Source organism: Kibdelosporangium banguiense (genome assembly GCF_017876405.1).
Lineage (GTDB): Bacteria > Actinomycetota > Actinomycetes > Mycobacteriales > Pseudonocardiaceae > Kibdelosporangium > Kibdelosporangium banguiense.
The window spans coordinates 6,032,167-6,053,686 of record NZ_JAGINW010000001.1 but is presented as its reverse complement, the minus strand read 5'-3'; the positions used below and the strand labels follow the sequence as shown (position 1 = coordinate 6,053,686).

Annotated in this window: 26 protein-coding genes and 1 riboswitch; of the genes, 19 read left to right on the top strand and 7 right to left on the bottom strand. The window is 65.8% G+C overall.

The window, feature by feature from the left end; genetic code table 11:
* Window positions 1-49: 49 nt before the first annotated feature.
* Window positions 50-117: riboswitch (cobalamin riboswitch) on the bottom strand.
* A gap of 93 nt (window positions 118-210) precedes the next feature.
* The 6 genes from JOF56_RS28580 (at window position 211) to JOF56_RS28555 (ending at window position 5,905) form a co-directional block, all read left to right on the top strand.
* On the top strand, window positions 211-501 hold the full coding sequence (locus JOF56_RS28580) for a hypothetical protein (RefSeq protein WP_209642578.1): 291 nt from the start codon (window positions 211-213) through the stop codon (window positions 499-501).
* 4 nt (window positions 502-505) lie between these two features.
* On the top strand, window positions 506-2,215 hold the full coding sequence (locus tag JOF56_RS28575; protein WP_209642577.1) for an alpha/beta hydrolase: 1,710 nt from the start codon (window positions 506-508) through the stop codon (window positions 2,213-2,215).
* Window positions 2,216-2,283: 68 nt separating this feature from the next.
* A complete protein-coding gene (locus JOF56_RS28570) occupies window positions 2,284-2,748 on the top strand; it encodes an LppA family lipoprotein (protein WP_209642576.1) in 465 nt (154 codons plus the stop codon).
* A 15-nt stretch (window positions 2,749-2,763) separates the two neighbouring features.
* Entirely contained in the window at window positions 2,764-3,804 is a 1,041-nt protein-coding gene (locus tag JOF56_RS28565) for a ferredoxin-like domain-containing protein (protein ID WP_307855295.1), read from the top strand.
* Window positions 3,801-4,427 (top strand): precorrin-8X methylmutase, encoded by a 627-nt coding sequence (locus tag JOF56_RS28560; protein ID WP_209642575.1) that lies wholly within the window; start codon window positions 3,801-3,803, stop codon window positions 4,425-4,427. Before JOF56_RS28565 ends, JOF56_RS28560 begins: the two co-directional genes overlap by 4 nt.
* A complete protein-coding gene (locus JOF56_RS28555) occupies window positions 4,424-5,905 on the top strand; it encodes a precorrin-2 C(20)-methyltransferase (RefSeq protein ID WP_209642574.1) in 1,482 nt (493 codons plus the stop codon). The genes JOF56_RS28560 and JOF56_RS28555 overlap by 4 nt, the downstream gene beginning before the upstream one ends.
* Before the next feature lie 217 nt (window positions 5,906-6,122).
* On the opposite strand, the gene JOF56_RS28550 is transcribed toward JOF56_RS28555, so the two are convergent.
* The 5 genes from JOF56_RS28550 to JOF56_RS28530 form a co-directional block, all read right to left on the bottom strand.
* On the bottom strand, window positions 6,123-6,581 hold the full coding sequence (locus tag JOF56_RS28550; RefSeq protein ID WP_209642573.1) for an NUDIX domain-containing protein: 459 nt from the start codon (window positions 6,579-6,581) through the stop codon (window positions 6,123-6,125).
* Window positions 6,578-7,576 (bottom strand): hydroxymethylbilane synthase, encoded by a 999-nt coding sequence (gene hemC, locus JOF56_RS28545; RefSeq protein WP_209642572.1) that lies wholly within the window; start codon window positions 7,574-7,576, stop codon window positions 6,578-6,580. Before hemC ends, JOF56_RS28550 begins: the two co-directional genes overlap by 4 nt.
* 538 nt (window positions 7,577-8,114) lie before the next feature.
* Window positions 8,115-8,924, bottom strand: a complete 810-nt coding sequence (locus tag JOF56_RS28540) for a S1 family peptidase (protein WP_372448393.1) — start codon at window positions 8,922-8,924, stop codon at window positions 8,115-8,117.
* Between the two features lie 403 nt (window positions 8,925-9,327).
* A complete protein-coding gene (locus tag JOF56_RS28535; RefSeq protein WP_209642571.1) occupies window positions 9,328-9,483 on the bottom strand; it encodes a hypothetical protein in 156 nt (51 codons plus the stop codon).
* A gap of 419 nt (window positions 9,484-9,902) precedes the next feature.
* A complete protein-coding gene (locus JOF56_RS28530) occupies window positions 9,903-10,118 on the bottom strand; it encodes a hypothetical protein (RefSeq protein WP_209642570.1) in 216 nt (71 codons plus the stop codon).
* 188 nt (window positions 10,119-10,306) lie between these two features.
* On the opposite strand from JOF56_RS28530, the gene JOF56_RS28525 reads away from it, so the two are divergent.
* Both JOF56_RS28525 and JOF56_RS28520 read left to right on the top strand, forming a co-directional pair.
* A complete protein-coding gene (locus tag JOF56_RS28525) occupies window positions 10,307-11,626 on the top strand; it encodes an NsdA family TPR-like regulatory protein (protein WP_245378435.1) in 1,320 nt (439 codons plus the stop codon).
* The gene (locus JOF56_RS28520; RefSeq protein ID WP_209642569.1) at window positions 11,623-12,498 is read left to right on the top strand and encodes an aminoglycoside phosphotransferase family protein; all 876 of its coding nucleotides are present in this window, start codon (window positions 11,623-11,625) and stop codon (window positions 12,496-12,498) included. Before JOF56_RS28525 ends, JOF56_RS28520 begins: the two co-directional genes overlap by 4 nt.
* A gap of 586 nt (window positions 12,499-13,084) precedes the next feature.
* Here the strand turns inward: JOF56_RS28520 and JOF56_RS28515 are convergent.
* The gene (locus JOF56_RS28515; RefSeq protein ID WP_209642568.1) at window positions 13,085-13,489 is read right to left on the bottom strand and encodes an IolE/MocC family protein; all 405 of its coding nucleotides are present in this window, start codon (window positions 13,487-13,489) and stop codon (window positions 13,085-13,087) included.
* 503 nt (window positions 13,490-13,992) lie between these two features.
* Between JOF56_RS28515 and JOF56_RS28510 the strand changes: the two genes are divergently transcribed.
* From JOF56_RS28510 to JOF56_RS28485, 6 genes are read left to right on the top strand one after another with little or no spacing between them, the layout of a single operon-like run.
* Window positions 13,993-14,349 carry a hypothetical protein gene (locus tag JOF56_RS28510; RefSeq protein ID WP_209642567.1) on the top strand — a complete coding sequence of 119 codons (357 nt, stop codon included), beginning with the start codon at window positions 13,993-13,995 and terminating at the stop codon, window positions 14,347-14,349.
* A complete protein-coding gene (locus JOF56_RS28505; RefSeq protein WP_209642566.1) occupies window positions 14,346-14,825 on the top strand; it encodes a hypothetical protein in 480 nt (159 codons plus the stop codon). The genes JOF56_RS28510 and JOF56_RS28505 overlap by 4 nt, the downstream gene beginning before the upstream one ends.
* Window positions 14,822-15,043: a hypothetical protein gene (locus JOF56_RS28500; RefSeq protein WP_209642565.1), complete on the top strand. Its 222-nt coding sequence runs from the start codon at window positions 14,822-14,824 to the stop codon at window positions 15,041-15,043. Before JOF56_RS28505 ends, JOF56_RS28500 begins: the two co-directional genes overlap by 4 nt.
* Before the next feature lie 16 nt (window positions 15,044-15,059).
* Window positions 15,060-16,202, top strand: a complete 1,143-nt coding sequence (locus JOF56_RS28495) for a hypothetical protein (RefSeq protein ID WP_209642564.1) — start codon at window positions 15,060-15,062, stop codon at window positions 16,200-16,202.
* Window positions 16,199-16,726, top strand: coding sequence for a hypothetical protein (locus tag JOF56_RS28490; protein ID WP_209642563.1), 528 nt, complete (start codon window positions 16,199-16,201; stop codon window positions 16,724-16,726). The genes JOF56_RS28495 and JOF56_RS28490 overlap by 4 nt, the downstream gene beginning before the upstream one ends.
* The gene (locus JOF56_RS28485) at window positions 16,723-17,463 is read left to right on the top strand and encodes a DUF7341 domain-containing protein (RefSeq protein ID WP_209642562.1); all 741 of its coding nucleotides are present in this window, start codon (window positions 16,723-16,725) and stop codon (window positions 17,461-17,463) included. The genes JOF56_RS28490 and JOF56_RS28485 overlap by 4 nt, the downstream gene beginning before the upstream one ends.
* A gap of 349 nt (window positions 17,464-17,812) precedes the next feature.
* Here JOF56_RS28485 and JOF56_RS28480 read toward each other — a convergent pair whose 3' ends face one another.
* Entirely contained in the window at window positions 17,813-18,184 is a 372-nt protein-coding gene (locus JOF56_RS28480) for a hypothetical protein (RefSeq protein ID WP_209642561.1), read from the bottom strand.
* Between the two features lie 249 nt (window positions 18,185-18,433).
* Between JOF56_RS28480 and JOF56_RS28475 the strand changes: the two genes are divergently transcribed.
* From JOF56_RS28475 to JOF56_RS28455, 5 genes are read left to right on the top strand one after another with little or no spacing between them, the layout of a single operon-like run.
* Window positions 18,434-19,036, top strand: a complete 603-nt coding sequence (locus JOF56_RS28475; protein ID WP_209642560.1) for a ParB/RepB/Spo0J family partition protein — start codon at window positions 18,434-18,436, stop codon at window positions 19,034-19,036.
* Window positions 19,033-19,947, top strand: coding sequence for a hypothetical protein (locus JOF56_RS28470; protein WP_209642559.1), 915 nt, complete (start codon window positions 19,033-19,035; stop codon window positions 19,945-19,947). Before JOF56_RS28475 ends, JOF56_RS28470 begins: the two co-directional genes overlap by 4 nt.
* A 1-nt stretch (window position 19,948) precedes the next feature.
* Window positions 19,949-20,344 carry a hypothetical protein gene (locus JOF56_RS28465; protein WP_209642558.1) on the top strand — a complete coding sequence of 132 codons (396 nt, stop codon included), beginning with the start codon at window positions 19,949-19,951 and terminating at the stop codon, window positions 20,342-20,344.
* Between the two features lie 2 nt (window positions 20,345-20,346).
* On the top strand, window positions 20,347-20,799 hold the full coding sequence (locus JOF56_RS28460; protein ID WP_209642557.1) for a 6-pyruvoyl trahydropterin synthase family protein: 453 nt from the start codon (window positions 20,347-20,349) through the stop codon (window positions 20,797-20,799).
* The gene (locus JOF56_RS28455) at window positions 20,796-21,518 is read left to right on the top strand and encodes a 7-carboxy-7-deazaguanine synthase QueE (protein ID WP_209642556.1); all 723 of its coding nucleotides are present in this window, start codon (window positions 20,796-20,798) and stop codon (window positions 21,516-21,518) included. Before JOF56_RS28460 ends, JOF56_RS28455 begins: the two co-directional genes overlap by 4 nt.
* Window positions 21,519-21,520 lie beyond the last annotated feature (2 nt).

Sequence of the window (21,520 nt, the reverse complement as noted above, 5' to 3'; positions counted from 1 at the left end):
ACTCCACTCCCCCGAGGTCCTCGCCCCGAGACGCAGGGACACCGCGCAGGAGTATCTGGCTCCCAGGTCGCCCTGGTGACAGTGGCGGGACCGCACCGGACTCACACCGGTTTCCTCCTGACACGCCGTTCGGACTGACCATACCCGCTGACCGGGTCTCGTTTGCCCGAAAGACCGGCTGGAGAGTGTGAAGTCCGTTATTGTCCGCTCGTGGGCTACGAGGTCGTGATCGAGTCGATGCGCAAGGCGTCCACCGCGGCGGGTGACGCGGCCGCGGCAGCGGGCAAGGTCGACCTGGGCGGTGCGGTCGACGATGTGGACACAGCCATGCCGGGCAGCACCTCGGGCCCGGCCGCGGACGCCCTGGCCAAAACTTGGGCTGATCAGGTGAAAGCCTGGAGCTCGGACGCGAACGGCTACGCGAAGGACCTGTCGACCGCGGCTGATCACTACGCCGCCAGCGAGGAAGCCGCGAGGGCCGACTTCCAAGGGTTGGGGTAGCGACATGGTGGCCTACGGCGATGTCCGCAAATGGAACTCCGGCCCGCTGGACACCGCGGTCGGCGACCTCAACAAACGCTGTGACGAGCTGCTCGGCCTGAGCGACGAGCTCGCGGCGTCCGGCAGCCCGCAGGGCTGGACCGGGCAGTCCGCCGACGCCGCCCGCCAAAAGCGTGAAGACCTCAACAACCGGATGGAGAAGCTGGTCGCCGGCGTGGCCGCGGTCCGCCGTGGCATGGGCGAGGCCGCCGACGCGGTGGAAGCCCTGTCGCACGCGGTGAAGGAAACCGACGACATCGCCCAGCACCACCACTTCATCATCCGTGACGACGGCACCGTGGTCGACAACGCGCCGGAGACCGTGCACGACCCGAAGCACATCGACGAGTACTTCCGGGAACGGCAACGGGTCCAGACCGAGCTGGTGGACCGCGTCGAGCAGGCGCTACGCCGTGCGAACGACATCGACGCCGACCTGACCGCGATCCTGAGCAAGGCCGAACGCGGCCAGATCGACGACCAGGGCGCCACCTCCCTGCAAGCCGCGCTGGACGCGGGCGCCAAACAGGGCGGGCTGTCCACACTGGAGCCGCCCAAAGGCGGATCTCCTTGGGACAACGCGGGTTGGTGGGACTCGCTGTCGGACGCGGAACGTGCCCAGCTCATCAAGGACCACCCGGACTGGATCGGCAACCTCGACGGCGTGCCCGGCGAGGCCCGTGACGAGGCTAACCGCAACCGGCTCGACGACGAACGCGCCAAGCTCGAGGCCCGCAAGCGTGAGCTGGAAGCAGACCTGGACGACAACTGGTTCGGCGGCACGTTCACCAACGCCGACGCCGAACTCGACCAGGTCAACGCCAAGCTGGACTCGCTGAACAAGATCGAGTCGACCCTGAACAAGCCCGGTGAGCGCCAGCTGTTGCTGCTGAACATGTCGAACGAACGTGCCGAGGCCGCGATCGCCAACGGCAACATCGACACAGCCGACCACGTCGCCGTGTTCACGCCCGGCCTGACGTCGACGGTCAACGGCAGCATGGACGGCTACGACAACTCCATGCAGCAGTTGCAGCTGCGTACCCAGGAGGAGCTGGAGCGCTACGGCAAGGAGGGCACGGTCGCGACGGTCACGTGGATCGGCTACCAAGCCCCACAGTTGAGCGTCGGTGGCGTGCTCTTCGACGAGAACACCGTGGCCAGCGACCACTCAGCGCAGGAAGGCGCCAAGAAGCTCGCGCCGTTCCTCAACGGGATCGACGCGTCGCGGGACAAGGACCCGAACCTGACCGCGCTCGGCCACTCCTACGGCTCCACCACGACCGGAATCGCGTTGCAGCAGAACACCGGCGTCGACAACGCCGTGTTCTACGGCTCACCAGGGCTCGGCACCAGCGATGTCGACAAGATCAACGTCCCGACCGGCAACGCGTACTACATCGAGGCCCGCAACGACCCGGTCGGCGACCTCGGCTACTTCGGGATCGACCCCAGTCACATGGACGGCATGGGCCACGTGTCCGCCAGGGAGACGACCCTGCCCGACGGCCGTCATCTGAGCGAGTCCACCGGGCACAGCGCCTACATGGACGACAGGAGCACCAGTCAGTACAACATGAGTGTCGTGGTCGGCGGGATGCCCGAACGTGCCGTGCACGACAGCGGCCGGGGTGCCGGCGATGTCCTGTCCTGGCCGATTCCAGGGACGTATTGATGCGATTGTTCGCTCTGCTCTGCACGCTTGTCCTGCTCGCCGGAGCATGCGATTCGAAAGGTGGCTCCATGTCGAAGGACGAGGCGTACGCCGAGCTGCGCAAGCGGCCGGACCTCGAACAGACCGAGGCGGACGCCCGCAAGATGCTCGACGAGATCCGCGCTGAGCTGGTCAGCCGGATCGGCATCGCGCCGTGGGAGCCCGGCAAGGGCGAGGCGTACACGGGGTCGGCGTGCGGCGGCGACTTCCAGAACATCCCGGGCGCGGAGAAACGCCGCTTCAGCTCGGGCCGCTCACCCGGCAACCTGCCGGACGCCAAATGGGCCGAGGCGCTGGAGCTGGTCAAGTCGATCGCCGGCCGGTACGGGTTCAACCGGCAGGGCACTGTCGTCGACCGGCCCAGCGACCACGAGGTCACGTTCGGCAACGACTACGGCGCCGAGTTGTGGTTCGGCACAGCCGTGAACACCACGTTGAGCCTGACCACCGGCTGCCACCTCACCCGTGAGGCCCATCAGCGCGGTACACCCTGACGTAACATCCGGCGCGTGCCCGCCTCAGCTGACCGATCGCGCCCGGACGCCTGTCCCGGCGCGATCGCCGTGCACCAGGCGGCGGACGGCGGCTTGGCGCGTGTCCGTGTCCCCGGCGGAACGCTGACAAATGCCCAGCTCAGCGTGCTTGCCACGGCTTCCGCCGAGTTGGGCAGCGGTGGCCTGGAGCTGACCTCGCGAGCCAACATCCAGATCCGGGGGCTGGCAGCGGGGGCCGAGGTCGAGCTGGCAGACCGGCTGTGGCAAGCAGGGCTTCTGCCGTCTTTGAGCCATGAACGTGTGCGCAACATCATCGCCTCGCCCCTGGGTGATGATCAACACTTGGTGGATTCCTTGGACCGCGCGTTGTGCGCGGAGCCTTCGCTGGCCGGGTTACCCGGGCGGTTCCTGATCACTGTGGACGATGGTCGCGGTGATGTGAGCGGTCTTGGCGGGGATATCGGGCTGCACGGCAACGCTTTGCTGCTCGCCGGTACCGACACCGGGTTGCGGTTCGCGGATCCGGTGCCTGCGGTGATCGTGGCGGCGTCGGAGTTCCTGGCGATCCGTGGCGTTGCCTGGCGGATCAGTGAGGTTCCTGATGGGGTTCGGCGGATTGCTTCCACTCTGGGTACGCCCGGAGCCGATCTGATCTCAGTCCCGCCACCGGTTGCGACTCCGATCGGGCAGGCCGGCGATCTGACTGTGGCCGGGGTTCCGTTGGGACGGCTCACCCGAAAGCAAGCGGATGTGTTGTGTGACATCGCACCCTGGGTTCGGATCACTCCTTGGCGTAGCGTCGTCGTGCCTGGGCAGGCCGACACCGGCCTGATCACCGATCCGCGGTCGCCGTGGCTCGGGGTGACCGCGTGCACGGGCCGGCCCGGTTGCGCGAAATCCCTTGCCGACGTGCAGGCGGACGCGGCTGCGTGGGTGCGGAATCGCACTGAGGACGTGCCGGTGCACTGGTCGGGGTGTGAGCGGCGGTGCGGTCGACCGGCGGGGCACGTGGTGGAAATGATCGCCACAGGCGAGGGATATCGGAGGAATGGGTGACCGGCTACATCCGGGACGGCGCTGAGATCTACCGCCAGTCCTTCGCCACGATCCGCGCTGAGGCGGATCTCAGCGGCCTGCCTCCGGACGTCGCGCAGGTCGCGGTCCGGATGGTGCACGCGTGTGGCATGGTCGACCTCGTTTCCGACATCTCCTACTCGCCGAAAGTCGTTGCCTCGGCACGGGCCGCCCTTCGAGGCGGGGCTCCGATTCTTTGTGACGCCCAGATGGTCGCCGCCGGGGTGACCCGCAAGCGCTTGCCCGCGGACAATGATGTTGTTTGCATGCTGGGCGATCCCCGGGTTCCCTCGTTGGCCGCGTCGCTCGGGAACACCCGGAGTGTTGCCGGGTTCGAGTTGTTGCGTGACCGGCTCGAAGGTTCCGTTGTGGCAATTGGAAACGCTCCGACTGCGCTGTTCTACTTGCTGGACATGATCGCGTCGGGAGCGGGGCGGCCCGCTGCCGTGCTGGGGATTCCTGTGGGGTTCATCGGTGCCGCCGAGTCCAAGGAAGCTTTGGCCGCCAACGATTCAGGGTTGGAATATCTGGTTGTTCGCGGACGGCGGGGTGGCAGCGCCATCACCGCCGCGGCCGTGAACGCGATCGCTAGCGAGGTGGAATGAACGGGCGGCTCTGGGGTGTGGGGCTTGGGCCGGGCGACCCGGAACTGGTCACGGTCAAGGCGGCACGGCTGATCTCCGAAGCAGGCGTGATCGCCTTCCACATGGCCCGGCACGGCCGTAGCATCGCCCGTTCCATTGCCGCGCAGTACATGCGGGACGGGCAGATCGAAGAGCCCTTGATGTACCCGGTCACGACTGAGACCACCTCGCACCCGGGTGGATATCAAGGTGCTTTGGATGATTTCTACGAGGAGTGCGCGGCTCGGCTCGCCGCACACCTGGATGCCGGGCGGGATGTTGTTGTCCTCGCTGAAGGGGATCCGTTCTTTTATGGGTCCTACATGCATCTGCACAAACGGCTGGCGCATCGGTATCCGACTCAGGTCGTGCCGGGGGTGACTTCCGTCAGTGCCGCTTCGGCTGAGCTGGGGCGGCCGTTGGTGGAGCGGGATGAGATCCTTACCGTGCTTCCAGGAACCTTGGATCCGTCGGTGCTCGCGTCCCGGCTCGCCGACACCGATTCGGCTGCGATCATCAAGCTGGGGCGTACTTTTCCGGGTGTGCGTTCGGCTTTGGAAGAGGCTGGGCGGCTTGACGATGCTTGGTATGTCGAGCGGGCCACTACCGACAAGCAGCGTGTGGAGTCTCTGAGGGACGTTGATCCTTCGACCGTTCCTTATTTCTCCCTGGCTTTGCTCTCCACGCGCGCTGGCGCTCCCGTTGCTGCTCCTCCTGTTGTTGAGGCAGCGGGTGAAGTTGTTGTTGTGGGGCTTGGGCCCGCTGGGCGCCAGTGGCTGACACCTGAGGCTCAGGACGCTCTCGCCACAGCCACCGATCTTGTCGGGTACGGGCCTTACGTTGACCGCGTTCCCCCGAATCCTCGGCAGAAACGGCATTCCTCAGACAACCGCGTGGAGGCCGAGCGGGCTGCTTTCGCTCTCGACCTGGCTCTTCGCGGTTCCCGCGTGGCCGTGGTCTCGTCTGGAGACCCTGGCGTGTTCGCCATGGCCAGCGCAGTCCTGGAAGTCGCGGATTCAGTCGAGTATTCATCGATTCCCGTCCGGATCCTGCCCGGCTTGACCGCCGCCAACGCCGTCGCCAGTCGCGTTGGGGCTCCACTGGGGCACGACTACTGCGTACTCTCGTTGTCCGACAGGCTCAAGCCTTGGGACGTCATCGCCGGCCGGTTGTCCGCCGCAGCGGCCGCCGACCTGGTGATCGCCATCTACAACCCCGCGTCGCGCAGCCGTACTTGGCAGGTCGAGACAGCCCGGGATCTGTTGCTGGAACACCGGTCCGCGGACACACCAGTAGTGATCGGCCGGGACGTCGGCTACCCAACCGAGACAATCACCGTCGCCCAGTTGGGCGAGCTTGACGGTTCCACAGTGGACATGCGATGCCTGCTGCTGGTCGGGTCGTCCAAGACCCGGCTGACCGATCGCGGGGTGGTCTTCACGCCTCGCCGGTACTCGTAGTCCCGGGCTTTGTGGTTACGCTCTCGCCTGTGATTGCGTCTCCTTTTCTGTTGAGAGATATGCCCTGCCGGGCGGGCGAACCTCCCTCAGATGAGGACGGAAAAGCGGTTCGTGCCCCCACCCTCGGTCGGCCTAGTCAAGTTCACACTTGAGCACATTAGCCACAGATACCCGTTTCCCCAGGTCAAGGGCTGAAAGTGTGCCCTCCGCGACCATGTTACGGATGGCCGGATGCCTCGACGTAGACCGCGCTGGGCGGAGTAGTCCGGGCGGCGGTCAGCCGCTCGGCCACGTCACGGTGTAGAACACTCAGCGCCTCATCCGGGGGTGACCATTGCCAGATGTCCAGTTCGCGCGTCTGCAGGCGAATCATGCGCGAGAGGGCGTCGGGGTTGTGGGTGCCCATATCGAAGATGAACGAGAACCGAGCGTGGCGGCCGGGTCGGCGTGGTGGGTTCCAGCCCAGTGCGTACAGCGGGCCGGGCGCGAGGTCTACGCCGAGTTCTTCCCGGAGTTCTCGGCGGCAGGCGTCAGCCGGGGACTCGTCCTGTTCGATCAGTCCGCCCGGCAGGTGCCAACGATGGTCACCGACTGGGCGGACGATCAGCCAGCGCCCGGCATCGTCGTGAATCAGGCCGCGGGCTGTGGCCGGGTGCGCGGGCGGGATGCGCCTCATTTTCGGGTGGCAGTGATCAGCCGTCGTGCGCCTTGGCGCAGCAGGTCCCCTGCTACCCAGGCCCCCAAGCTGGCCGGGTCGTCGGTCGGTCCCCATCCGTGCGAGCGGACCCACTGAGAACCGTCTCGGTTGAACACCATTCCGAACAACGACAGTTGCCCGTCTGCCGTGGTGTGTGCGTGTCCGGCGATTGGGCTGTTGCAATGCCCACGCAGCATATGCAGCATGGTCCGTTCGGCCGTGATGTGCAGGGCGGTGTCAGGGTCGTTGATCTCGTCCAGTAGCCGCATGACCGGCTCGTCCGATGTCCTGGCCTGTACACCGATTACGGCCGCGCCCACGGCGGGCACCATGGCCATTGTGGCCCCGTCCGCCCATGTAGCGGGCAACACTTCGGTGATCCGGTCGTCCAGGTTGATTCGCTGCAACCCGGTGCGTGCCAACAGGATTGCGTCGTACTCCCCGGCGTCCAATTTCTTGATCCGGCTGTCGATGCCGCCCCGGACACGTTCAATAGTGAAGTCGGGCCGGTAGAGGCTCAGCTGTGCTCGGCGACGTACGGCCGACGTGCCGATCTTGGAGCCGGGTGGGAGATCGGCCAGGGGGCGACCGTCACGGGAGATCACTACATCGTGTACGTCCCCGCGGTGCAGGTACGCGCCGAACTCGGTGCCTTTCGGTAGGGGCACGTCCCCGGGTACGTCCTTCATGGAGTGCACGGCGATGTCGATCTTGCCGGAGATCAGCGATTTGTCGATTTCCTTAGTGAAGTTTCCTTTGCCGCCCAACTGCGACAGGTCACCAGGCCACAGGTCGGCCGACGTCTGGATCGCCACGACCTCGACCGGCAGGCCGGGCACGACCTGTTCAATCTGGGCGATCACGCGTTGGGTCTGTGCCTTGGCGAGCGGAGTGGTACGGGTTCCGATGCGTAGCTTGGCGTCCGCGAATCGGTCGCTCAACTCGGCGGCCAGGGTGTCGGTTGCGTTGGTCATGGTGGGTGCGCTCCGCTCGGTTCAGGATCGGGCTATGGTCTCGCATGGTGGGCACAGTCGGTCATGGGGGCAGGTCAGTCGCACGCCACTCCCGGCAGCCACCCTGGTCTGGGCTGGTCCGGGTAATCGTGCCTGTCACGAGACCATCCACATCGGACTAAAGTGTGTCCATCTGCACCGCAATCGCTGCGCGCAAACCGGAGTCATACCCTGGACCGGGTGATGGACGCTCATAAGGGCGGCCGAGATCTGGGAGCCGGAGGCGGCTGCCTGCACGGCCCCCGGTGCGGATTCGCCCACGACAGCGCGACCCCGACCACCGCGCCGGCGATGGCAGGCAACAGCAGTGCCTCACAGAACTGTCCGATCAGACTCCACACGGGTGCCCCCGTCATCAGACGTCGATTGTTCGTGGCCTGCCAGGATGTGCCGCCGCGTCAGCAGCACATCCTGGCTGCCTCGCCTGAAGGACCGGCCAGCCCAGGAGGAGGAAGCTAGACCGGCCAAGCCAGGCGAGAATTTCCCCTTCTCGGAGCGGCTAGCTCACGCCGCCGGGATCGAACGGCAACCCGTACCCGGGGTCTTTCGGCGGCACCGGCAACGCCCCAACCGGCGACGGAACAGGCACACCGCGTGCCGTGTCGTAGATCCACTGCCGGTACTCCGGCGAGCTGGTGTAAACCGACTTGATGGTGCCGCACCACTGACTGCCGCCACGGCTGGCGCCGCCCGCGAGCTTCCAGCGGCCGTTCTCCTTCTTCAGGGCTGGGCCGCCAGAGTCGCCGTTGCACGGTCCGTCCGTGCCGTGCGGGTTGTCGATGCAGCTTTCCCCACCGGAGATGAGCGCGTCCGCACACTGCGAGGCTGGCACCGCTCTCGTGTCCAACTCCTGCAGCATGGTGGGCAGCGGCCCGGTGCCGTCCGGCTCGGTGATGCCCCAGCCGAGCAAACGCACTGTGTCACCAGGCTTGGCCGGGGTGCTGGCCAGCTCGATGGTTTGCAGGTTCAGCTTGCGGTCCAGCTTGAGCACGGCAAGGTCGGCGACCCGCTTCTGGGGTGCGCCTGCTGCCCAGGCCCATTCCGGGTGCACCGTGATCTTGGTGACGCCGGCGGTTTCGCCGCCCGTCGTGCGGTTGTGCGAGCCGACCCGCACATGCCAGCCCAACTCGGGAATGGTCTGGCCGGGCGGATCGGTGACACAGTGCGCGTTGGTCACCACCTGGTCGCGGAACAGCAGCACGCCGCCGCAGGTGTGAAAGTTCGGGTCGCCCTTCCAGTTGATCTGGAGCGACACCATCCAAGGGTACGGCTCCGAGGCCGCATGCCCGCCAATGATGTTCGGCTGCACACCGCCCGGTGTCTCACCGGCCGCAGCCGCTGTGGGCACTAGCACGACGGCTGCTGTTGCGGCCAGGACCGCACGCACGGCTAACCGTCGCGAACGTGGGCGGGCTTTCCGAGATGAGTCCACCTCGGACAGATTTTGCTTCACAGCTCTGGATCGTCCTTTCTTCTCTTTGCCAACAAAATCCCGGGCAGCAAACATGCGCTGGCCTGGGAAGATCGGAGTGGTCCGCACATCGGCCAGCAGATCCGGCAGTACGGCCAGGTCGGATCGGGCCGAGTGACCGGGGCCGCCGCCGTGCCACACACAGCGATCCACACCGTCACCCGGTCGATCCGGAAAGTCTTGGCATCCAACGGAAGCCGGTGCACCATCTGACGGAGGAGACCTGCCGCGGTGTCCACGGCTACTGGTCTTGCCAGTCTGCACAGCGCCCCGGCATGCCGTGAGCCCACAGCGTCGTCCCGGTGAGCGCGGCAATCACTCGGTCCCGCCGCACGATCCACGCCATATCCGTCACGACCGTGTCGACCTCCACAGCCGACTCCATGGCCTGATCCATGGCGATCTCCTTTGCAGGTAAGGCGGCACACGGATTCCGTCTGGGTAGGTGATGGGTCGGTACGGCATAGGCGGAGTAGGCGCGTCCAGCCACCACGCGGTAATTGGCTGGGTCGGTACTGCGTCCCACAACAACTCAGTGACCGGCTCTTGCTGCACATTCGGACGCGGCGCCCGTCCACGACGCCAGCCACGCTCCCGGCCGCGTTCATGACGCCCCATGGACGGCGGCCGACGCCGAGGCGCGGTCACCGGCGCCAGCCGCCAGATCAGGACCCGCGACCAGCCGAGGTGTCGAAAGGTCGGTCGCGGGCATAGGCCGGATCACGGGCGAGGTGCGGGAAATCGTCGCCGCCATGATCCGGGCGGACAAGGGAAGGGCAGGACGCGCAGGGAGGGTCGGTCGGTACTCGTCCCAGCTCACGGAACACGCTCCACAGCGGACCTCATGGCGTGGTGGCAGGCCCGGCACAGGTCCGGGTAGTCATCGGGAACGGCGACCAACTGAGCGACCGAAAACCGCCCACAACGGCCGAGCGGCTCGATCGCCACGTACCCGGCGTCCAGATCAATCTGCGCAAAGCTGTGCGCGAGCCGCGCCTCCCGAGACGTTCGCCGCATCCACGCCACGTCCACGCCGTCACCTCCTCTTGCGAGGGCTGAATTGCCCGACTTCCTCAGCCTTGACGATCAACGCGAAGATCGGGACGACCAGATACGGAGCTGTCAAGGGGCAGATTGAGGGCAGATTGCAGAGCAGTTCGGTTTGCGCGAGCAACCACGCATTGTGGGACGATCGTTGCCGTCAGCACGAAGGGACAGCCATGCGGGAAGCCAACGATCACCTTCGGCGGGCCCGGGAGCGGATGGAATCCCCGACTGCGCGCGGCGAACCGCTTACCAGGCAGGAACTGGCCGAACTGGTCAACGCGTGGGTCTATGAGAACCGCAAGCGGGTCGTTGAACTGACCGCCAACTACATCGGGAAGATGGAGCGGGGGGCGCTCCGCTGGCCAGGCACGGACTACCGTGACGGACTGTGCGCAGTACTCGGGGTGGGCACATACGTCGAACTCGGTTTCCGTAGGCCGCGCCGAACTGCATCTACTGTGGCAAACGTGGACCGCAAGGAGTTTCTTCGGACAGCCCTCGGTGTCGGTGCTGCAGCCGTGACAGGGCCGGTCGCGTTCGTCGACCTGATCACCACGTCCGAGCCCACCCCTGTGCCCTCGGTCATCGGGACAGTCGAGATCGAAGAGGTACGGACTGCAGCACGTGTTTTCTCGTCTTGGGATCACACCTATGGCGGAGGCCTGGTGCGCGAAGCTGTAGCGGCTCAGCTCCGCCACGCCGTGAACCTGCTCGGTGCGCGTTGTCCGGAACGGCTTCGCAGCGAGTTGTACTCATCTGTCGGCTACCTGGGTAACACGGCCGCGTTTATGGCGTTCGACGCCTACGCCCACGAAGACGCCCGCAAGATGTTCAGACTTGCACTGGCGTGCGCCGAAGAGGCAGGAGACTGGCATCTACGAGCTAAGGTGCTGTCCTCAATGGCGCGCCAGGCGATCTGGTGTGGTGATCCAGACAATGGGTTGACGCTAGTCGAACTTGCAATGGTCCGTGCCGACCGGCTGACTCCAGCCGAACGGGCCATGTTGCTGTCCGCTCGTGCTCGTGCGCTGGCCAAGCTGGAGCGTGCACAAGACACCGTCGGGACTGTGGGGATGGCTGATGAAGAGTTCAGCAAGATCAGCCGAAATGACGAGTCTCCGTGGATGCGGTATTACGACGCGGCCCAGCACTCTGGTGATACTGGACACGCACTGTGGGACCTCGCCGTACAGGGCCAATTCATTGGTGAGGCGCGTAACCGGCTCGCCGCAGCGGTAGCGGGTCACAGCGATGACTACCCACGGTCCCGCGCGATCAGCGGAACCAAGCTGGCGGCCCTCGTCATGGTGACAGGTGATCCTTGCGAGGCCGCGATGATCGGTTCTCGCGCGATCGCTGACGCCGGCACTGTTCGTTCCCGGCGCGCCGTTGACGATATGCGCGAGCTGCGGAGACTGGCTGCCAAGCATGAGCACGTGACTGAGGTAGCCGAGCTTCGCAACCGAATCGGTGGCCTGGTGGCTACGAAATGACAGAGATCGAGTTGCTACATGTGGCTTGCCGACAGGCCGGGCTGGATGCTTCCCGTGCCGAACTGATCCGGTCTGGTGAGAATGCGATCTATCGACTCCCGGGCGGTGTCGTGGCACGTGTGACTAGGACAGGACAACTTGCCACGGCAGCGAAGGAGGTCGCTGTTGCCAGATGGTTGGAGGAGCACGGCGTTGACGCTGTCCAGCCTCTCCAGGATGTCGAGCAGCCCATCGCAGTTGACGACCGCGCGGTGACGTTCTGGCACGAGTTGCCCCCGCACACTCAGGGTTCCACTCTGGACGTCGCCGTGATGCTGCGGCAATTGCACCGCCTCCCGCCACCGGCGTTCGCGTTACCGCGTTTGGACCCGTTCGTGCGCATCGCTGAACGAATCGAGGGTGCAGATACCCTTGCCGAGGACGACCGCGAGTGGCTACGCGAGCACCTTGAGTCGCTAAGGAAACAGTACGCGGTCCTACCTCCTGGCCTACCGACGAGCGTCGTACACGGCGACGCATGGATCGGCAACATTGCAGTCACGGCACATAGGCGCGTGCTCCTAGACTTTGAACGTTGCTCACTCGGCCCACCTGAGTGGGATCTAATCCAAAGCGCTATGAAGGTCAGATCATTCGGGTCGGCTCCAGCCGCAGAATACGTGGAGTTCGTGGCCGCATACGGCCACGACGTCACCAACTGGTCGGGCTTCCCAACGTTGCGGGATATCCGTGAACTGCGTATGACCACAATGGCCGCCCAGATGGCTGTGGCAAACCCAGCGAAGTATCACGAGCAGGCTTCGCATCGCCTGGCTTGCCTTCGCGGCGAACGCGGACCGCGGCCCTGGGCATCGTGGACGCCAGTTCCTTAGCGCAGGGGAGTTTCTGTCGTGAACGCACCCCGTCACGTGCACGGGGCTCGACCCGACATTAGGTCAGTCTGGATCACGTTCCGGGGTTGTCGCTTCGATCATGAGCTAGGCGTCACGGGCGACATGTCCATGCGTGCATAGAAAGAAGTGGACGTCCAGCGTTCGCGACGTAGTTTCGCCGGCCGCGTGAGCCCCTGGCTTGAGGTTCGTCGTTGAAAGGGAACGACATTGGAAGTCCCTATCGAGTCGTCATCTGAAGACGCCGCCCGTCGTGCGATGACATCGATGAGGAGTTGGACGAAGCCAGCGGTGATCGTGGCGCTCTCGTCGACCGCGATCGATAGCGTGCCGTTGGGATTCCGTAAGAGCTGGTAGGGCTCATCAGGTGGCAGGCTGCGTGGTGGTACGAAGACCACGATTGGATGTCTGGGCACTGCGCGTCCTCTCTTTGCACACCCCCCGGTAGGCGTGCCCTCCTGTTGGCGTGTCCGGCTTCCCTCCCCAGGGGCGCCGGACGCACCGATTGTTGATCACTGAACAGTTTTCGTGTTTGACCCTATCGTTGTTACCACAACTGTGTTGCCGCTTAGCAACCGGCGGCGTGTTGAGTCGGTGTGACCTGGTGGGGGAACTGCTCGAAGCATTCGAGTATGCCCCGCAATCGTGCCTGGTCGGTCTCGGTCAAGGCACGGTAGCGCTGTATCAGTTGCCGCTCTCCCGGGGTGATCTCCTCGCCATCGGACGGCAAGCCCGCGTCACGGATGAATGCTCTGCTGACAACGAGCACGTCAACGCCCAGCGCGGCGGCGAACCGTTCTACGACGTCGAGTGAGGGCGGACGCTTGGTGTCGGGTGAGGACGGTTTGAGGTAGTAGGCGATGGTGCCTTCCCTGAGCCCGGCGTCGCGTTCGATCTGTTTGACCGACCGGGGATCACTGTCGACCAGCGCCCGCACATGAGACTTCGGATTCGCGTGGGAACCTGACTTCACGCGGTTTCCCCCTTCTTACATTGGCCCAACCGAGTGAAATCCGCTGGGACAGCTAGCCCACCTGGCGGCAGGCGTGATCGTGCACCCGGGTCAGTCCGGGTGTCTGCATGGTCGTAGATCATCGCAGGTCCGGCCCGGCTCCAGACACCTGCGTATGTCTGGATTCTTCGCGCTGCGTAACGAGTAGCGCGACGACCTGCGCGCAGCCAGAAGGCGCGAACGTCATTCACTGTGAAGTATCCTTGACACGGCTCTCAAGATCCGGAAATGTGGACTCACCGGATGATCGTCCGGTTTACGGATTGCGGCGCCGGGGGGCGCCGTGCTAGCCGAGGCACCGGGAGGGGGCTTCGTTGCGTACTCGCGCGCTCATTTCCAGCACGCCAGGTGCATTGCTCGCTGCCTGGCTGGCGGCCATACCCGGGGCCGGGCACCTGCATGAGGTGACCGGCCGCCCGCGTTCTCATCGCCCGCGTTCATGGCATCGAAGGAGCGGCACGCCAATGGCTTCCACTACACCTACAACTCCGCGCGAGAACACCAGTCCCCCTGAGCAGTCCACCACTCCGGCCGCGAAGGTCGTCGAGCTGACCGGCTTGGACACGGTCATGGACGCTCTTGCCGTTGCGGCAGAGGACAAGAAGCTCGCCACCCAGCTGTATGACGACCTGGCGGGGATCATCAAGGCCCGCATGGGCACTGCGGAAATCGGCACTCTGGGCGGGCAGCCGGTGGTGTCATACACGCAGACCGAGCGGATCATCTTGCGGGACAAACTTGTTCGCGAGCTGCACCCGGACGTTGCCCGGGAGTGCGAGGACATCATTCCTGTCCGTACTTTTCGGTTGCTTAACCCATGACCGTCCGGCGCACGCGCCGGTCACGAGGAGCGGACGGCCCTGCACGTCCGATCCCGAACGATCCGGCGGCGATCGCGGACGAGGTCACCCGCCTGGCGGTGGCGTTGCCACTGGACTACGGCGACACGCTGGCCAGCATCACCAGGTTGTTGGTCATCGATCCGCTCAACCAGTCGCACATGGACGCCATAGTCGAGGCCGTCATTCGGTCGGCGCTGATGGACCCGTTCTACGAAACCACCGCCAACCGGTGGCGGGCACTCGTACCGCCATGGGTACGGACACAGTCCATGAGCGGTGCGACCGTGAACATGTTGCTACGCATAGGAATTCTGGTGACCACGGGGCGTTACGCGCGGTGCGACAACACAGCCTCGCGCAATGCCAACAAATGGCAGCCGATCTATGCCCTGGATCTGGTCGCGTTGCGTGATCTGCTGAGGCCCGACGCTGCGGCGTCGGCCGGGACGGCGTGATCAGCCAGGCCGGTCACGCTGACGCTGAAGCCGCCCGGCGGTGCCTGCGCGGGGACCTGCTCGCCGAGGAGCTATCTACAACGGCTCGTGAGCTGGTCGTCACTTGGCTGCACCGTGCGGGTCTGGCTGACCGTGAGGTCGCGTCGCAGACCGGCATGACTACTTACACCGCCGCGCGTATCCGTGCACGGCTGGCACTTCCTGCTGTTCAACCTTGATCTTTAGGGGATTCTCGTGGCACGTGACCATGCCCGTCTCTTAGCGTCCATTTGGGACGATGATGATTTCCTGAACCTGTCTGGTGATGCCCAGCGGTTGTACTTCCTGCTGTTGTCGCAGCGGGATCTGTCGTATGCCGGTTTGCTGCCCATGCGGCTCAAGCGGTGGGCGTCGCTGTCCACGACCACCACGGTGGACACGGTCACGGCGGCGCTGGCCGAGCTGGACGCGTCCCGGTTCGTGGCGTGCGACCACAACACCGAAGAGGTGTTGATCCGTTCGTTGATCCGCCGGGACGGCATCTACAAGCAGCCCAACGTGTTGGCGGGGGCATTGCGTGAGGCGTTCCTGATCACCAGCGGGGTCCTGCGCGGTGTGCTGGCGGCCGAGCTGCTGCGCCTGCCGGTCGACGTCGTGGGCGCCGGGCCGGAGCTTGCTGCCGCCGCGCTTCTCGCTGGCGCGAACACGTTGCCCACGGCCGTCAAAGCCGCATCGGGTGCCGGTGCCCGCAAGACCAAGAGCACCACCGTGGCCAGCGGTCGCCGACGCGCCCCAGTGGAGCCGCCACAGTCGCAGCAGGACCAGGACCAGGACCAGGACGAGGACCCTTCGCCGAACCCTTCCGGGAACCCTTCGGCGAAGGGTTCGGCGCGCCCCCTGGGGGAAGGGGGAAGGGGGTACGGGGCTTTGGTCTCCCCTCCTACGTTGGAAGAACCTGTAGTTGGTGGCGACCCGCGTGCGCGCGTACACGCGTCCACGCGCGAGGACGCCGCCCGCCTGGTCGCCGAGGAGATCCCGGGCCAGCCTCGGGCCACCGCCGGCAAGCTGGCGCGTGAGGTCTCCAAGCTGCTCGGTGAGGGCATCGACCCCGGGCACATCACGGCGGGACTGCGGGCGTGGGCGGGCAAGCAACTGGGTACCAGCCTGTTGCCCGACCTCGTGGCCGAGGCGGTCCGGGCGCCGATGATCGCCGCCACTGCGGCCCGGCGGTCGCGTTCCACCACCGATGAGCGGGTAGCCGCCGCGTTCGCGCTGGCCGACCAGTACGCCGCCGAGGAAGCCCGCCAGTCGGCGATCTCTTGGGATGCCAGGGAATCCCGGAGTGGGGACGGTGGCGGGCCGCGTGTGCTGGCAGAGGTGCTGGCGGGTGTGGCATGACCCTGGACCGGTCCGAAGTGGCCCGGCTGTTGGGCATGACGGCCAGTTTCGACCAGCGCACCGTGGGCCAGGCCGACGTGGCCGCCTGGCAGGCCGCGCTGACCGGTGTGACCTACGGCGAGTGCGAAGCCGCGATCCTGGAACACGCCAAGACCAGCAGGGAACGGGTCACGCCCGCCGACATCCTGGTCCGTATCCGCGACAGCAAACGCCATCGTGCCGAACGGCTGACCGCGCTCCCCACCGGCACCACCGACCGCGCGAAGGCCACGGCCGCAGCGAAACGCGGTATGGCCGCGATCTACGCCGAGATGGGGTGGACCTACAACGCGCAACGCACCGCGGCCATGTCGGTGACCTGCCCGGTGGCCCGCTGCTGGGCGCCGGTCGGTCGGACCTGCCGCAAGTTCGGCGACCGCTACCAGGGCATGCACCGGGAACGGGTCACCCGGGCGACCGCCGCCGGCGGCGCGCTCCCGCTGGAGACATCTGCCCCTGCGAGCACGGAGGACGTACCGACGTGACCACCATCCACGACCGACACACCGGCTGCCCGCCTGCGGAGGAGGTCACGCGAGATGAGGCCTTGGCCGCGCGCCTGGAATGGGAGGCCAGCGTTGACCAGCTGATCCAGCCCGGTCAGGCGGCGATCACCCGCGAGGACGGCACCACTGAACTCGCGGTCGTGCACAGCTTGTTGGAGCAGGTGGCCGGGGCGGTCCTGCCGGGCAACGAACGCAACGGCAAGGTGTCCAGTAATGCTTCACGGCCGCCGGGTTCGCTGGGCGCGGTGAGCTTGCTGGCCGAGATCCGCCAGGAGGTAACCCGGGCCTGCCAGGGCCACGACGAGCACGCCCAGCCGGACACAGTGGCCGAACGGCTTCGGTTGTGGGTCGGTCACGCAGACTCCTGGCAGCACCACTATCCCGACTATGTGGTGTGGGCGGCGGCGACCACATCGGACTGGGTACGCCAAGCTCGCCAGCTACTCGACCCGCCGCCCCGGGTCGCCCTGCGCGGCCAGACCTGCCCCGTGTGTGCGGCCTGCACGGTCCAGGTGTGGTCCGAGGACGACGAAGACTTCGTGCGCCAGTCCGCGCTGGCGATCGACCCGTACCGGGTCGCGGTGGTGTGCGCGGGATGCGGGCAGAGCTGGGGCGCGGAGATCTGGCAACAGCTGGCGGCCACGCTGGACCGGCAGTTGCGTCACGAAACCCTGGCCGCGCAAGGACACGGCCACGAGCCCGCCGAAATTGGTTGACCGGTCTACCTATTACGGGCATACTGGTGGGGCTAGGTACTCCTGTGCCCGCACCCAGTTGTCAGGCGTTGAGACCCCGTACAGACCTCCTCCCCCTTGGGTCTGTACGGGGTCTCCGCCATTTGGGGCTATTGCGTGGCGTGCCAACGGTTCGGCGCTGACGTGGCGAACGGGGTGCCGGTAGTCTGTCGGGCGCCAGGGCTTGAGGTTCGTAGCCTTTCAGGGGCTCTGGCGCTGCGCCCCCGGGACGGTGTTGCTGCACCATTTGACCGGGGGCGCAGTCGTATCAGCACAAACCTTTCTTAGTCCACATCGGACGGGACCTCACCCGTTGGTGCCTCAAGTGGTTTCAGCCGAGATCGGCGAGATCGGCGTGTGCCCAATCGCTCAAGTGCCGGATCTCGCCCGGCGTCCAGAAGATGGTGCGCCACTCGACTTCCATCAAGAGTCGTACCGAGTGGACAAATCGCCGATCGTGCCGGTCATCTGGGTTTGACCAATTGTAGGACTCCACGAAGTTGGCGATGTATTCGGCCAATTCCTTGCCGTGCGGGGTGTAGCACGGCTCCATGGTGTCCGCGTAGGCGAAGGCGTCGCGCAGGCCGCCGACAAGGACCAATAGCTCGTAGTCGACTCGGACGTGGACACTGAACTGAATGTCGGCCGGAACAGGGTCGCCCCCTGCCTGTTCGTACAGGTCCTCCATGATCCGCGCGGCCATGACGTCCAGTTTCGGAATGGTTTGGACACGACTGAATCGGCTCCCGTATATCCGTTCGCCGCGTGCGTGATTATTCAATTTGTAGCCTTTCAGGTGACGGTGCGGAATGTTGCTGCATCCCGCGTGTTCACCTCAAAGGGTTGCAGCAGGCCGTGACCGGGACAAGGAATACGTGGCCAGTCACCTGAACGGACCGCGCCGCCATTCGGGCCGATTACGCGCAGCGAATTGACCAGGAAAGGTGGAGTAGTGGCTAAGGTCCTTTCTCAGCAGTATCGGACCGTCCGTTTGGACGAGATCCAGCCGCACCCGGACAACCCGAACCGGGGCGATGTCGGGGCGATCGGCGAGTCCATCGAGGAAAACGGGTTCTTCGGGGCGCTGCTGGTCCAGCACAGCAGCGGCCACATCATCGGCGGGGAACACCGCTACCACGCCGCGCGGGAGAAGGGGCTCACCGAGCTGCCCGCGCTCGTGCTCGACGTCGACGACGACCGGGCACGGCGCATCCTGCTGGTGGACAACCGGTCGGCGCAGCGCGCGGCGTGGGACGACGAACGGCTGCTGGCCGTGCTGGAGGAGCTGGCCACGGCCCCGGCCGGAGTCGCCGGCACCGGGTTCACCGCCACGGAGCTGGAGGACCTGGCCGGGGTGATGGCAGACCGGCCGACGCTGGAGGAGCTAGCCGCCAAGCACGGCGAACCGAATGACGCCCTGATGCTGCCAGAGATCCGGCTCAAGGTCAGCGCGGAGTTGTTCGACCGGTGGCGGGCCGCGTTGGACCGCTACGAGGGTAAGGACGACGTCGAAAAGCTGGACCGGCTGCTGGACACGGTGGCGGTCGACCCGTGAGCGCGCCGGAGCCATTCAAGATGCTGTGCAGCTACGCCTACTTCCGCGTCAAGCGCATGGACGAGTTCCTGAGCCGCTTCCCCGGCGGGCCACCGATGTTGTTCGGCGACTCCGGCGCGCACTCCGCCCGGACGCTGGGCATTCACTTGACGCTGGAGGACTACGCGGCCTGGTGTCGACGCTGGGACAACCAGCTGACGGTGTACTCCAATTTGGACGTGATCGGCGCACCGGAAGCGACCTACCGTAACCAGAAACGCCTGGAGGCCATGGGCTTGCAGCCGCTTCCGGTGTTCCACACCGGTGAGCCGTGGTACTGGCTTGAGCGCTACCTGGACGAGGGATACACCTACATCGCGTTGGGCAAGCTGCTGGGCAACCCGGTCAACGTCGTGACGCCGTGGCTGGTCAAGGCGTTCCAGCTGGCCGAAGGACGGGCGGTGTTCCACGGGTTCGGCATGACCGTGTGGAATCTCCTGCGGGCCTTCCCGTTCTACAGCGTGGATTCCTCGACCTGGGGCCGCGGCTTCCGGTGGGGCCGGATGAAGCTGTTTGACCAGGGCCAGTGGCTGACGGTGCGGCTGCGCGACCGGGCCGCCGTGCTGCGTCACCGGGACCTCATCCGGCAACACGGCTATGACCCGGTGATGCTGGCCCATCACGACACCTACGACCGGGCCGCGATGGGCGGACTGTGCGCGGTCGCCTACCACCGTGCCGAGGCGTGGCTACGTCGGCGACACCGCCCGGTAGCGATGCCCTCGGGCCTACACAACCCGTTTCGGCGCGACCTGACCAGCGTGCCCGCCGGGCTGCATCTGTATCTGGCCGACGCCACCAAGCAATGGCTCTTACGCGGTGCCACTGGGGTGCACCGCTACGACCATCCCCCCACTATTGAGAAGGAGTGACGTGGATACCTTGCACCGCACCGTTTCCGTTGGCCCGTTCGACATCTTCTTCACCAACGCCAACAAGCCGATGGGACTGCGCGCACACTCCCACTACGGCCGGGTTCTGGTGGTGTACGACACCCTGGGCCGCCACGGCTACCCGTCGTTCAAGGACACCAACGAGGCGCTGAGAGCCCGGATTCACGAGCTCACCCGGCAGGTGTTCCGGGACGCCACCAACGAAGACGTAGCAGACCGGATCTTCGCCCACCTGGACGGCTGGGTAGCACCGGAATGGGAGAAGTTGGGCGGGGACTACCGGCTGCGCGCCATTCACCTGGACGTGGTCGGGGTCCAGGACGACATCGGCCACGACTCGTCCACCACCACCTACATGGTCAGCCGGGGAGAATGAGCGTGCACACCATCACTGTCCGGCACAACTTCGAGACCGGCCACCGGCTGCCGCATCTGCCCGGCAAGTGTCAGTCCCTGCACGGGCATTCCTGGTGGGTGGCGGTCACCTTGCGCGCCACCGAGCTGCCCGAGGACAAGGTTGTCGTGGAGTTCGGCACGGTCAAACGCCTGCTGCGCGAGTGGATTGACGACAACCTGGACCACGGCGTGATGCTGGGCAAGGGCGACCCGCTGGCCGAGCTACTCGCCGAGTACGGCAACGTGTATGTGATGCCCAACTGGCCGACCGTCGAAGCGGTCGCCGAACTGCTCGGCAAGGTCGCCCGCGACGCCCTGGCGCACATCGCGGACACCGACGGCGTCCAGGTCGCCCAGGTGACGGTGACCGAAACCCACCTGAACCAGGCAACCTGGCAACCGCCCACAGGACCTACCTCGGATGCGCGGCGATGAACGGCCCCGATCGTGCGGTGACCCTGGAGATCTCGGAACTGTTCGGCCCCACCGTGCAAGGCGAAGGCCCGAGCCTCGGACGGCAAGCCGGGTTTCTCAGATTGGGCGGCTGCAACTTCACCTGTTCCTGGTGCGACAGTGCTTACACCTGGGACGGCACCCGGTTTGATCTGCGGATCGAGCTGGAGCGCCGGGACGTCGACGACATCGCCGGGCAGCTGCGCGCCATGGCTGTACCGCTGATTGTCATCACGGGCGGGGAACCCTTGCGGCAACAGCGTTCCCCCGCATTCGCCAGGCTGCTTACCCTGTTGGCCGGTCTGGAAATCGAGATCGAGACCAACGGCAGCATCATGCCCACCCAGGCACTCATGGATTCGCCGGTCCGGTTCAACATCGGCGTGAAGCTGGCGAACTCCGGTGTGTCGGAACGGTCTCGTATCCGAGAGAAGCCACTGCGGACGTTCCGGCAGCTGGCTGACGCGGGCCGCGGTTGTTTCAAGGCGGTGTGCCGCGACCGGCGCGACGTCGCCGAGCTGGCCGCGCTGGCGGACCGGCTCGGCCTAGACCCGTCCACGGTGTGGGTGATGCCCGAGGGCCAGACAGACACCGACACCCGGCACCATCTCCGGCTGATCGCCGAGCCCGCCATTCAGTACGGCTTCAACATCACGCCCCGCCTGCACATCGCCATCTGGGACACCGAAAGGGGCCGATGACC